10 protein-coding genes are annotated in these 11,688 nt (G+C 71.0%); 6 read left to right on the top strand and 4 right to left on the bottom strand.

The window, feature by feature from the left end; genetic code table 11:
* Positions 1-182 precede the first annotated feature (182 nt).
* The 3 genes from OG698_RS25900 to OG698_RS25890 all read left to right on the top strand — a co-directional run bounded on the left by OG698_RS25900 (position 183) and on the right by OG698_RS25890 (position 3,292).
* Complete coding sequence (locus OG698_RS25900; RefSeq protein WP_406105740.1) at positions 183-1,130, top strand: ROK family protein; 948 nt, start codon at positions 183-185, stop codon at positions 1,128-1,130.
* Complete coding sequence (gene nagA / locus OG698_RS25895) at positions 1,130-2,275, top strand: N-acetylglucosamine-6-phosphate deacetylase (protein WP_406105738.1); 1,146 nt, start codon at positions 1,130-1,132, stop codon at positions 2,273-2,275. The genes OG698_RS25900 and nagA overlap by 1 nt, the downstream gene beginning before the upstream one ends.
* 84 nt (positions 2,276-2,359) lie before the next feature.
* Positions 2,360-3,292: a 1-phosphofructokinase family hexose kinase gene (locus OG698_RS25890; RefSeq protein WP_406105736.1), complete on the top strand. Its 933-nt coding sequence runs from the start codon at positions 2,360-2,362 to the stop codon at positions 3,290-3,292.
* A 50-nt stretch (positions 3,293-3,342) separates the two neighbouring features.
* Here OG698_RS25890 and OG698_RS25885 read toward each other — a convergent pair whose 3' ends face one another.
* Together OG698_RS25885 and cdgB are read right to left on the bottom strand one after the other, a co-directional pair.
* Positions 3,343-4,311, bottom strand: coding sequence for a carbohydrate-binding protein (locus OG698_RS25885; RefSeq protein WP_406105735.1), 969 nt, complete (start codon positions 4,309-4,311; stop codon positions 3,343-3,345).
* A 98-nt stretch (positions 4,312-4,409) separates the two neighbouring features.
* A complete protein-coding gene (gene cdgB, locus OG698_RS25880; protein WP_406105733.1) occupies positions 4,410-6,119 on the bottom strand; it encodes a diguanylate cyclase CdgB in 1,710 nt (569 codons plus the stop codon).
* A gap of 462 nt (positions 6,120-6,581) precedes the next feature.
* On the opposite strand from cdgB, the gene OG698_RS25875 reads away from it, so the two are divergent.
* Complete coding sequence (locus OG698_RS25875; RefSeq protein ID WP_406105731.1) at positions 6,582-7,100, top strand: flavin reductase family protein; 519 nt, start codon at positions 6,582-6,584, stop codon at positions 7,098-7,100.
* A gap of 29 nt (positions 7,101-7,129) precedes the next feature.
* Here OG698_RS25875 and arfB read toward each other — a convergent pair whose 3' ends face one another.
* Complete coding sequence (gene arfB, locus OG698_RS25870) at positions 7,130-7,567, bottom strand: alternative ribosome rescue aminoacyl-tRNA hydrolase ArfB (protein ID WP_100595699.1); 438 nt, start codon at positions 7,565-7,567, stop codon at positions 7,130-7,132.
* Between the two features lie 203 nt (positions 7,568-7,770).
* Between arfB and OG698_RS25865 the strand changes: the two genes are divergently transcribed.
* Positions 7,771-8,346, top strand: a complete 576-nt coding sequence (locus tag OG698_RS25865) for a TerD family protein (RefSeq protein WP_100595698.1) — start codon at positions 7,771-7,773, stop codon at positions 8,344-8,346.
* Positions 8,347-8,626: 280 nt separating this feature from the next.
* Complete coding sequence (locus tag OG698_RS25860) at positions 8,627-10,264, top strand: M4 family metallopeptidase (protein ID WP_406105728.1); 1,638 nt, start codon at positions 8,627-8,629, stop codon at positions 10,262-10,264.
* 36 nt (positions 10,265-10,300) lie between these two features.
* Here the strand turns inward: OG698_RS25860 and OG698_RS25855 are convergent, their stop codons facing one another.
* On the bottom strand, positions 10,301-11,686 hold the full coding sequence (locus OG698_RS25855; protein ID WP_406105726.1) for a M1 family metallopeptidase: 1,386 nt from the start codon (positions 11,684-11,686) through the stop codon (positions 10,301-10,303).
* Positions 11,687-11,688 lie beyond the last annotated feature (2 nt).

Raw genomic sequence — 11,688 nt, 5'->3', positions numbered from 1 at the left:
GCTCATCCCGATTTCGGACCCGGAATGTTCACGAGGCCCGGTCATAAGGTCTACACCACACCGGTTTCGCACCCGCAACGGGCCTTCGCCGGGAAAGCGGAAACGCATCATCCGTACACATCGACGCAAGATCCATGCAAGTGGACTAGACCTCTCGCGGGTTGAGGCGCGAGACTGTACCCGTGAGACACGTCATCGCCCTCGATGTGGGCGGCACCGGAATGAAGGCCGCCCTGGTCGGGGCCGACGGCACCCTGCTCCACCAGGCGCGGCGCGCCACCGGCCGCGAGCGGGGACCCGACGCGGTCGTCGAGACCATACTCGGCTTCGCCGCCGACCTGCGCGCGTACGGCGAGGAGCACCTCGGGGAGCCGGCCGCCGCGGCCGGCGTCGCGGTGCCCGGCATCGTCGACGACGAGCACGGCATCGCCCTGTACGCGTCGAACCTCGGCTGGCGCGACGTGCCGATGCGCAGGCTGCTGAGCGAGCGGCTGGACGGCATCCCCGTCGCCCTCGGTCACGACGTGCGCACCGGCGGCCTCGGTGAGGGGCGGCTCGGCGCGGGCAAGGGCGCGGACCGCTTTCTGTTCGTGCCGCTGGGTACGGGCATCGCGGGCGCCATCGGCATCGGTGGCCGCATCGAACCCGGCGCGCACGGCTCGGCCGGGGAGATCGGCCACATCGTCGTACGCCCCGGCGGCACGGACTGCAGCTGCGGGCAGCGCGGCTGCCTGGAGCGCTACGCCTCCGCGTCGGCGGTCTCGCTCGCCTGGGCCGAGGCCACCGGCGACCCGGAAGCGGACGCCGCGGACTGCGCCAAGGCCGTCGAGTCCGGGGACCCCAGGGCGCGGCAGGTCTGGCTGGAGGCCGTGGACGCGCTCGCCGACGGGCTCGTCACGGCGCTCACTCTGCTGGACCCGCGCACCCTGATCATCGGTGGCGGTCTGGCCGAGGCGGGGGAAACCTTGTTCACACCACTGCGGGCCGCTGTCGAGGAACGCGTGACGTTCCAGAAGCTGCCCACGATCGTCCCGGCGGCCCTCGGGGACACCGCCGGCTGCCTGGGCGCGGGCCTGCTCGCCTGGGACCTGCTCGCCCAGTCCACCGATTCCACGGAGGTAGTCGCCTGATGGCCGCTCTGAATGTTCTCTCCGGCGCCCGCGTCGTCCTGCCGGCCGGCGTCGTCGAGAACGGACGCGTGATCGTGGACGGCGCGAGGATCGCCGGCAGCGCGCCGGCCGGCGCCCCCTCCACCGATCTGACCGGCCACTGGGTCGTGCCCGGCTTCGTCGACATGCACAACCACGGCGGCGGCGGGGCCTCCTTCACCTCGGGATCGATCGACGACATCCTCAAGGGCGTCCGCACGCACCGCCTGCACGGCACCACGACGGTCGTCGCGTCCTTCGTCACCGGCGCGACGGACTTCCTCACCCAGCGCGCGGGCCTGCTGTCCGAGCTGGCCGAGCAGGGCGAGATCGCGGGCATCCACTTCGAGGGCCCGTTCATCTCCCCGTGCCGCAAGGGCGCCCATGACGAAACGCTCCTGCGCGACCCCGACCCGGCCGAGGTCCGCAAGCTGCTCGACGCGGCGCGCGGCCAGGCCAAGATGCTCACCCTCGCCCCCGAACTCCCCGGCGGGATCGACTCCGTACGCCTCCTCGCCGAGCACGGCGTGATCGCCGCGATCGGCCACACCGACGCCACGTACGAGCAGACCGTCGAGGCCATCGACGCGGGCGCCACCGTCGCCACGCACCTCTACAACGCGATGCCGGCCATAGGCCACCGCGCCCCGGGCCCCGTCTCGGCCCTCCTGGAGGACGAGCGGATCACCGTCGAGCTCATCAACGACGGCACGCATCTGCACCCGGCCGCCCTGGAGCTGGCGTTCCATCATGTGGGCGGCGGGCGCGTCGCGTTCATCACCGACGCCATGGACGCGGCGGGCTTCGGCGACGGCCGCTACATGCTCGGCACCCTGGAGGTCGAGGTGAAGGACAGCGTCGCGCGGCTCGTCGAGGGCAACTCCATCGCCGGCTCGACGCTCACCCTGGACCGCGCGTTCAAGCGCGCCGCCACCGTCGACAAGCTGCCCGTCGAGGACATCGTCCGCGCGATCTCCGCCAACCCGGCCCGCCTGCTCGGCGTGGACGACAGGGTGGGCTCGCTGGAGCCCGGCAAGGACGCCGACCTCGTCGTCCTGGACGAGCACTTCGACCTCAAGGGCGTCATGCGCAAGGGCCGGTGGATCGTGGAACCCCAGCTCGCGTGAGGTCTGGGCCTACCGCCCGGTCTTTGGCATGATCAGGCCGCGTTACTGAAGGTAGTCCCGAACTGAGGGGTGGGCTGGGGTCTCGTGATCCTCACGGTCACACTGAACGCCGCGCTCGACATCACCTACGACGTGCCGGCGCTGCGCCCGCACGCGTCGCACCGCGTCACCAAGGTCACCGAACGCCCCGGCGGCAAGGGCCTCAACGTCGCGCGCGTGCTCGCCGCGCTCGGCCACGACGTGACCGTCACCGGCTTCGCGGGCGGCGGCACGGGCCGCGCCCTCAGGGATCAGCTCCTGGGCTCCCCCGGCATCCGGGACGCGCTCGTCCCGGTCGCGGGCGCCACCCGCCGCACCATCGCCGTCGTCGACGGCGCGTCAGGCGACACGACCCAGCTCAACGAGCCGGGCCCGCTCGTCGCCCCCGCCGAGTGGTCCGCGTTCACCGAGGCCTACGAGGAGCTGCTCACGTCCGCGTCCGCGGTGGCCCTGTGCGGCAGCCTCCCGCCGGGCGTCCCCGTCGGCGCGTACGCCCAGCTGGTCCGCGCGGCCCGCGCCGCGTCCGTGCCCGTGCTGCTCGACTCGTCCGGGGAACCCCTGCGCCGGGGGCTCGCGGCCCGCCCCGACGTCATCAAGCCGAACTCCGACGAGCTCGCCGAGCTCACCGGCTCCCACGAGCCGCTGCGCGCCACCCGCGACGCCCGCCGCCGCGGCGCGCACTCCGTGGTCGCCTCACTCGGCCCGGAGGGCCTCCTCGCGGTCACCCCGGACGGCAGCTGGCGCGCCCCGGCCCCGGACCGCGTGAAGGGCAACCCGACGGGCGCGGGCGACTCGGCGGTCGCGGGCCTGCTCTCGGGTTACGTGGAAGACCTGCCGTGGCCGGACCGCCTGGCCCGCGCGGTCGCCCTGTCCGCGGCGACGGTACTGGCGCCGGTGGCAGGGGAGTTCGACCGCGCGGCGTACGAGGAACTGCTCGGCCGGGTCGCGGTGACCCGACAGACGACGACAGCGGCCTAGGGCTCCCGCCCCGGCCGCTGCCGCCCTGCCTGTGTCACCGGCTGTGTCGCTCAGCCGTTGGTGCCCTTGACGAGCCACATCTGGTCGAAGTTGGCGTCGCACTGGTTGCCCTGCTCGCACGAGATCGTGATCGCGTTCGTGCCCTTGCTGAGCTGGACGACGGACCAGGTGTTGGTCCAGCCCTTCTCCCAGTCGCCTTCCTTGGCACCGGAGAAGTTCTTCATGTTCAGCGGGCGGGTCTGCGCCTTGCCGTTGACCGTGATGGTCGCGTTGGCGTCCTTGCCGGGCACGCCGTAGTTCACGCGCAGGCTGTACGCGCCGTCCTTCGGGATGCCGTTGACCGTCCAGGTGAGCTTGGCGCCCACCTGGTTGAAGCCCGCCACATAGGTGCCGCCGTCGGCCTTGGCGCCCGGGACGTCCGACGCGGTGGCCGTGCCGCCCTCGAGCTTCAGCGCCTTGGCGTCCGTCTTCGGGAGGTTGACCGGCTTGTCGGCCTGCTTGGAGGCCGTCTCGCTCGGCTGGACCGACTGGGAGCCGCCGGACGGCTGCCCGCCCGCGTCGCCGCCCTTCGCGTCGTCGTTCGAGTCGCCGCCGAGGACCGCGACGCCGATGCCGATGACCACGGCGGCCACGACGGCGAGCGCGCCGATGAGGAGGCCCTTGGTGTTGGGCCCGCGACCCCGGCCGCCGCCACCGCCGTGCTGCATGGGCGTCACCGTGGTCGGCGCGCCACCGGGCAGCGTCTCGGGGGCCGAGTAGTGCGCGTTCGGCTGGCCGTAGCCCTGGGGCTGCTGCTGCGGGGGCGCCTGCCCGTACGCGGCGGTCGGCGCCTGCTGCGGCTGCTGCCCGTACTGGCGCTCACCGACCGGCCGGACCTGGTGGTAGGACCGGGGACCCGGGTAGCCGTAGCCGCCGCCCCCGCTGGGCGGTGTCGCCCCGGCCGCCTGCCCGTCGGCGTACAGATAGCCGAACGGATCGTCGTCCCCGGGCGTGCCCTCGCCGTTGTCAGCGGGCGCCATCCCTGATCACTCCCTACGTATCGCTTACCCGGCGAGCGTACCCGGTGGGAGTGGTCCGAAGGGGTGGCGTTGACCTCACCGATACCCGCGGAAGGAGATCATCCGGCCCGTCGGTGCTGCTTGGCACGCGACCGTTTCTCGATGTACATCCGCTGGTCAGCGGATTTCAACACCTCGTCGGCCGTCATCCCGCAGTGGGCCCAGCCGATGCCGAAACTCGCGCCCACACGAACCGCTCTTCCGTCGACCCGGATGGGTGGAATGATCGCGTTCCGCAGACGGACGGCGAGGTCCTCTGCGTCGGCCCGGCCGAGCCCGTCGGCGAGCACGACGAACTCGTCGCCACCGAGCCTCGCGACGGTGTCCCCGTCACGGACACCGCTGGTCAGTCGCCGTGCGACCTCGATCAGGACGACGTCTCCGGTGTGGTGCCCGAACCGGTCGTTGATCGACTTGAAGCCGTCCAGGTCGCAGAAGAGGACCGCCAGGCCCTTCGTGCCGTCGTCGGTCTCCCCCTCGGGCGCGTCGATGTGGACGTGGTGATCGAAGCCATAGTCGTCGTAGATCCCGCCGGAGGGCCCGGACCCGCCGTTCTGCTGTTCGGCCACGGCGGCAGCGGCCCCCGCGAAGTCGAATCCGTGCCCGTTCGTGTCGTACGAGCCGCCGGCGCGGTCCCCGTACGCCGCGTCCAGGGAGTCCACGGCGCTCGGCTCGGGCAGCTGGGGGCGGCGGCACAGGCGGGCCGAGAGGCGGGAGCGCAGCTCCGCCGAGTTCGGCAGGCCGGTGAGGGAGTCGTGGGACGCGCGGTGCGCGAGATGCAGCTCGCGGCGCTTGCGTTCCTCGATGTCCTCGACGTGGGTGAGCAGGAAGCGCGGCCCGTCGGCGGCGTCGGCCACCACCGAGTTCCGCAGGGACACCCACACATAGGTGCCGTCGCGCCGTCCGAGGCGCAGCTCGGCGCGGCCGCCCTCGGCGGAGGTGCGCAGCAGCGTGCCGATGTCCTCGGGGTGGACGAGGTCGGAGAACGAGTAGCGGCGCATGGCGGACGCCGGGCGGCTGAGCAGCCGGCACAGGGCGTCGTTCGTGCGCAGGAGCCGCCCGTGCTGGTCGCCGCCCATCTCGGCGATGGCCATGCCGCTGGGCGCGTACTCGAAGGCCTGGCGGAAGGACTCCTCGCTGGCGCGCAGGGCCTGCTGCTCGCGTTCGAGCCGGACGAGGGCGCGCTGCATGTTGGCGCGCAGCCGTGCGTTGCTGATGGCGATGGCGGCCTGGAAGGCGTACATCTGCAGGGCCTCTCGGCCCCAGGCGCCGGGGCGCCTGCCGTTGCGCGGGCGGTCGGCGGAGATCACGCCGAGGAGTTCGCCGCCGGAGGCGCCGGTGGCGTACATCGGGGCGAAGAGGCGGTCCGCGGGGTGCCACTCGTCCTCGAAGCGGGGCGGCGGCCCGTCGGTGAACCACTGCGGTACGTCGTCCTCGTCGAGGACCCAGCCCTCGGTGTGCGGGATGAACCGCAGGTCGCCCCAGGCCTCGCCCATGGACAGGCGGCGGTCCCAGGAGGCGCGGGAGCCGACCCGGCCGGTGATGAGGGCTTCGGCGGAGGAGTCGCCGGAGAAGGCGGCGACGACGAGGTCACCGTCGGGGCGTACGAGATTGACGCAGGCCAGCTCGAATCCGAGGCCGTTCACGACTCCGTCGGAGACCGTCTGCAGGGTGTCGGCCAGGCTGCGGGCGGTGTTCATGTCCGCCATCACCTGGTGAAGCTGCCGCAGGGTCGCAAGACGGACGTACGGCTCCGACTCGGTCTCCATGCTCAGCTCTCCCCGAGACCTCGACAGCACTCCAGAATTCTCATCGCCGATTCCGCACGTGCGTATGCACGCTCTTGTTGCAGTGTCTCCGCCACTGAATCACAGCGAGCTGTCCACCCGGTACACAGGGTCAACAAAATATGGCTCCTGTGACTCAAGTCACAGGAGGAGATGAAGGGTTGAGGAGCGCTCCGGCGCACGCCCCCTGCACTTCCTGAACGGAAAACACCCCTGAACACCTCCATATCCGGACGAGATCCACCACAGGTCCTAGGACCGGACTCGGCCCAAGGCCCGATGCGGCGGGCACGGCACCGAAGCTAGCGTCGAGACGTGCTGAAGACTCCCCCGCCACTGAAGAATCCCCCGCTCTCCCCCACCGCCCGCACGACCCCCACGACCGCCACATCCCCCACTGGCGCTTTCGTCCCCGCGCCCGCCCCGGCCGGGCATGCTGAGGGGGTGAGCAACGACGAGTTCCGCGCCGCCATGTCCCGACTGGCCGCGGGCGTGGTCCTGGTGACCGCGCGCGAGGTGCCGCTCGACCCGGACGACCCGTCGGCTCCTCTGGGCGAGGACGTCGGCATGACGGCCACGGCGTTCCTGTCGGTCTCCCTCGACCCGCCGCTCGTCCTCGTCAGCCTGCGCAACGGCTCCCGCATGGACGACCTGCTCGACGAACAGCCCCTGTGGGCGGTGTCCGTGCTCTCCGAGAGCCAGCGCCACATCGCGGGCCGCTTCGCGATGAAGGGCCGCATCAGCGACCGCCTGCTCTTCGAGGGCATCCCGTACGTACGCGGCGAGGTGGCCGGCGCGCCCCTGGTGGGCGGCGCGCTCGCGACGCTCGAGTGCCGCACGGAGCAGCGGGTGACGGCCGGGGACCACACGCTGGTGATCGGCCGGGTGCTCGCGGCGTCACTGCCCGGCGACGAGGGCGGACCGCTGGCCTACTTCAAGGGGAAGTACCGGCAGTTGGGTTGATGCCCGACGCCCGCACCCCCTGAGGCCGTTCAGTCCCAGCCGCGCCCCGACCGACCCCGTTTCGTGTCCGACCGTGCCTTCTTGTTGCGCAGGCGGCGCTCGTTGATCCCCCGGGGGATGCGGGTCGCGCGGCGGGGCTTGGGCGGCGGGGCGGTGGCCTCCGCGAGGAGGGACGCGAGGCGCACGGCGGCGGTCTCGCGGTTGCGCCACTGTGAGCGGTGCTCCGAGGACCGTACGGAGATGACACCGTCGACGAGTCGGGAGGCGAGCCGCTCCAGGGCCCGCGCCTTCCACACCTCGGGCAGCGCCTCGGTCCTGGCGAGGTCGAAGCGGAGCTCGACCTGGGAATCGCTGGTGTTCACATGCTGGCCGCCCGGCCCGGACGACCGCGAGAATCGCCAGAGGAGCTCGGCCTCCGGAAGGACCACCGAGCCGCGGATGAAGTAAGGACCGGACATGGGTTCCATGGTCGCGCCTGGACACGCACCGCGTCACCCCCTTTTCCCGGCGATACACCCATCGCGGGTGGAGCGGCACACCCATCCCGGGTAAAGCGGGTAAAGAAAGTAAAGACACCTGGAACCCTGGATCCCCCCTTGGCGTTCATAGGGGTACGAGTAGCTTCGTCTACGAAGCGCACGCATCGCTAACGAGGGAAGGACTCCCAACAATGGCAGTAAGCCTGTCCAAGGGTGGCAACGTCTCGCTCACCAAGGAGGCTCCGGGCCTGACCGCCGTCACCGTGGGCCTCGGCTGGGACGTCCGCACCACCACCGGCACCGACTTCGACCTCGACGCCTCCGCGATCGCGGTGAACCCGCAGGGCAAGGTCTACTCGGACGGCCACTTCGTCTTCTTCAACAACAAGGCGACGCCGGACCAGACCATCGTCCACACCGGTGACAACGTCACGGGCCAGGGCGAGGGCGACGACGAGCAGATCAACGTCAACCTGGCGGGCCTCCCGGCCGACATCGACAAGATCGTCTTCCCGGTCTCGATCTACGACGCCGAGAACCGCTCGCAGAACTTCGGCCAGGTGCGCAACGCGTTCATCCGCATCGTCAACCAGGCCGGCGGCACCGAGATCGCCCGCTACGACCTCTCCGAGGACGCCGCCACCGAGACCGCCATGGTCTTCGGCGAGCTGTACCGCAACGGCGCGGAGTGGAAGTTCCGCGCGGTGGGCCAGGGTTACGCGTCGGGCCTCGTCGGCATCGCGCAGGACTTCGGTGTGAACGTCTGACCTGAGCGGAGTCATCGCCGCAGCACAGCAGTTGAAGGGCCCCGGCCGGGGGATATCCGGCCGGGGCCCTTCTGCGTGCGCTCGGCGAGCACTCTCCCCACCGACGCTTCCCTGCCAAGCGGCAAATATCGGATAGCCACCACCTGCATTCGGACACGAACTGTTAAATCTTTGACGGCGCCCTGTCAAACACAGTGCACCTGGTGTCACTCTCTCCTCCGCGCCCCCCACCCCCGACGGGTCATCACCCACGGGTCGTTGGACACAGAAGGAGTTCCGAGTGACACGCCACTCCCCCGCTCCCCGCACCGCCGGCCGCAGGACTGCCGCACGGGCCACCGCGCTCGCCGCGTCGGCCGCGATGGTCGTCCTGGCTCTGCAGAGCGGCACCGCGGCGACCGCCGCCGACCGCACCGCCGGCGCCACCGCCGTTCCGCTCAGCGCCTCCCAGCGGGCCACGGCCCTCAAGGACGCACAGACCGAAGCCCCGGCGGCCGCCCGCCGACTCGGGCTCGGCAGCGGGGAGAAGCTCGTCGCCCGCGATGTCGTCAAGGACGCCGACGGCACGACACACACCCGCTACGAGCGCACCTACGACGGTCTGCCCGTGCTCGGCGGCGACCTCGTCACGCACACCGCGAAGAACGGCGACCTCAAGGGCGTCTCCAAGGCGCACAAGGGCGCGATATCCGTGGCGTCGACGGACGCCTCCCTCGCCCCCACCGCCGCCAAGAAGTCGGCCCTCGCCGTCTCGGACGCCAAGAGCGCCGCCGCGAAGAACGTCCGCAAGGTCGTCTGGGCCGCCTCCGGCAAGCCGGTCCTCGCCTACGAGACGGTCGTGACCGGCACTCAGGCCGACGGGACGCCGAGCGAGCTGCACGTCGTCACCGACGCCGCCACCGGCAAGAAGCTGTACTCGTACGAGGGCATCGAGAACGGCACCGGCACCAGCGAGTACAGCGGCACCGTCTCGGTCGGCAGCACCGCATCGGCCGGCGGCGGGTTCGACCTCACCGACGGCGGGCGCGGCGGCCACAAGACGTACGACCTGAACGGCGGGACGTCCGGCACGGGCACGCTCTTCCACGACGCCGACGACCAGTGGGGCGACGGGACGGTGACGAACCGGCAGACCGCCGCGGTCGACGCCGCGTACGGCGCCGCGGAGACGTGGGACTACTACAAGAGCGCGTTCAACCGGAACGGCATCGCGGGCGACGGCAAGGCCGCGTACTCCCGTGTCCACTACGGCAACGCCTACGTCAACGCCTTCTGGTCGGACGCCTGCTTCTGCATGACGTACGGCGACGGGCAGAACAACCAGCGGCCGCTCACGGCGCTCGACGTGGCCGGCCACGAGATGAGCCACGGCCTGACCGCGTCCACCGCGAAGCTCAACTACAGCCGTGAGTCGGGCGGCCTGAACGAGGCCACCTCCGACATCTTCGGCACGTCGGTGGAGTTCTTCGCGAACAACAGCAGCGACGTCGGCGACTACCTCATCGGCGAGAAGATCGACATCCGCGGCAACGGCACCCCGCTGCGCTACATGGACCAGCCCAGCAAGGACGGCTCCTCAGCGGACTACTGGTCGAAGAAGGTCGGCAACCTCGACGTGCACTACTCGTCGGGTGTCGCCAACCACTTCTTCTACCTCCTCTCGGAGGGCAGCGGCACGAAGACGATCAACGGGGTCACGTACAACTCCCCGACCTCCGACAACTCCTCGCTCACGGGCATCGGCCGGGCCAAGGCCGAGCAGATCTGGTACAAGGCCCTCTCCACGTACATGACGTCGACGACGAACTACGCGGCCGCCCGCACCGCCACGCTCCAGGCGGCGAGCGACCTGTACGGCGCGAACAGCGCCGAGCAGCAGGCCGTCGCGGCGACGTGGTCCGCGGTGAACGTGAAGTAGCCCGGTCCGCAAGGAGGTTCGGCCGGGCCATCCGGACTACGGGTGGCCCGGCTTTCCCTTTCCGTACAGCCAGTCGTCCCAGACCGGCTGCAGATCCTTGCCCGGGTTCTCCTTCTCCACGTACCCGGTGAAGTCGGCGGTGTCCGCGTTGCCGTAACGGTGCGCGGCGGGCCAGCTCTTGAGCAGCTCGAAGAACTTGGCGTCCCCGACCGTCTGTCGGATCTTGTGCAGCACCATCGCGCCGCGCTCGTAGACGGGCGGATCCGAGATGTGCGCCGCGCCCGACGGTTTGGCGGGCGGGAAGGCCCAGATCGGGTTGCCGCGGCCCTTCGCGTAGTAGGAGTCGAACGTCTTCTGCGCGCTGTCGCCGCCGTGCTGCTCCTCCCAGAGCCATTCGGCGTAGGTCGCGAAGCCCTCGTTGAGCCACATGTCGCGCCATGACTCCGGCGTGACGGAGTCCCCGTACCACTCGTGGGCCAGCTCGTGGACGAGCGTGGCGAGGCCGGGGGTGCCGGGGAAGACGGGCCGGTTCTGGGTCTCGAGCGCGTACCCGGCGTCGCCGTGCCGGTCGACGACGGCGCCGGTGGAGGAGAAGGGATAGGGGCCGAAGGTCTTGGACTCCCACGCCATGACGGCCGGGATCTTGGCCAGGACCTTGGCGCTCGCGGCCGCCTCGACCGGGTCCACGGCGGTGTACACGGGCAGCCCGTCGGGCGTCTTGTAGGCCTTGGTCTCGAACTTCCCGATCGCCAGCATCGCCAGGTAGCCGGCCATGGGCTGCGGGACATGCCAGTCGAACGTCGTCCGCCCGCCGGCCGTCCGCTCCTTCGTCAACTCCCCGTTGGACACGGCCTTCAGGCCCTTGGGGACGGTGACGTGGAGGTCGTAGGACGCCTTGTCGGAGGGGTGGTTGTTCCCGGGGAACCAGGCCATGGACCCCGTCGGCTCGCCGAGCGCGAGAACCCCGTCCTGCGTGGGGAGCCAGCCCTCCTCGGAGCCGTCCGGGTCGGTGATGGTCACGGGTTTCCCGGAGTACCGCACGACCGTGCGGAACGCGGAGCCCTTCCGCAGCGTCTCGGCCGGACGGATCGTCAGCTCGTGCCCGGCCCGCTCGAACCGGGCCTTCCGACCGTCGACGGTGACGCCGTCGACCGTCAGGCCCTTGAGGTCGAGATTGAACGCGCTGAGGTCCTGGGTGGCCTTCGCGGTGATGTCGGCGGTGCCGGTCAGCCGGTGCCGGTCGGCATCGAGGGTGAGGTCGTAGTGCGTGGCGTCGTAGCCGCCGTTGCCCAGCTTCGGAAAGTACGGGTCCCGCACGCCCGCGGCACCGGGCGTGCCGTGCACACCGGCGGCGGAACAGGCGCCGAGGGCCAGGACGAGGGCGAGCGCGGGGGCGGGGGCACTTCGTGGGCTACGGGGCACAG

Origin of the sequence: Streptomyces sp. NBC_01003 (genome assembly GCF_045162695.1) — a bacterium.
Taxonomy (GTDB): domain Bacteria; phylum Actinomycetota; class Actinomycetes; order Streptomycetales; family Streptomycetaceae; genus Streptomyces.
The sequence above is the reverse complement of the archived record's forward strand: the minus strand, read 5'-3'. Positions and strand labels throughout refer to the sequence as shown.

What these genes read in the sequence shown, in the direction of transcription:
- nagA (WP_406105738.1), top strand. Translation starts at nt 1,130, where the DNA reads ATGGCCGCTCTGAATGTTCTCTCCGGCGCCCGCGTCGTCCTGCCGGCC.
- OG698_RS25885 (WP_406105735.1), bottom strand. Translation starts at nt 4,311, where the DNA reads ATGGCGCCCGCTGACAACGGCGAGGGCACGCCCGGGGACGACGATCCG.
- cdgB (WP_406105733.1), bottom strand. Translation starts at nt 6,119, where the DNA reads ATGGAGACCGAGTCGGAGCCGTACGTCCGTCTTGCGACCCTGCGGCAG.
- arfB (WP_100595699.1), bottom strand. Translation starts at nt 7,567, where the DNA reads ATGGAACCCATGTCCGGTCCTTACTTCATCCGCGGCTCGGTGGTCCTT.
- OG698_RS25865 (WP_100595698.1), top strand. Translation starts at nt 7,771, where the DNA reads ATGGCAGTAAGCCTGTCCAAGGGTGGCAACGTCTCGCTCACCAAGGAG.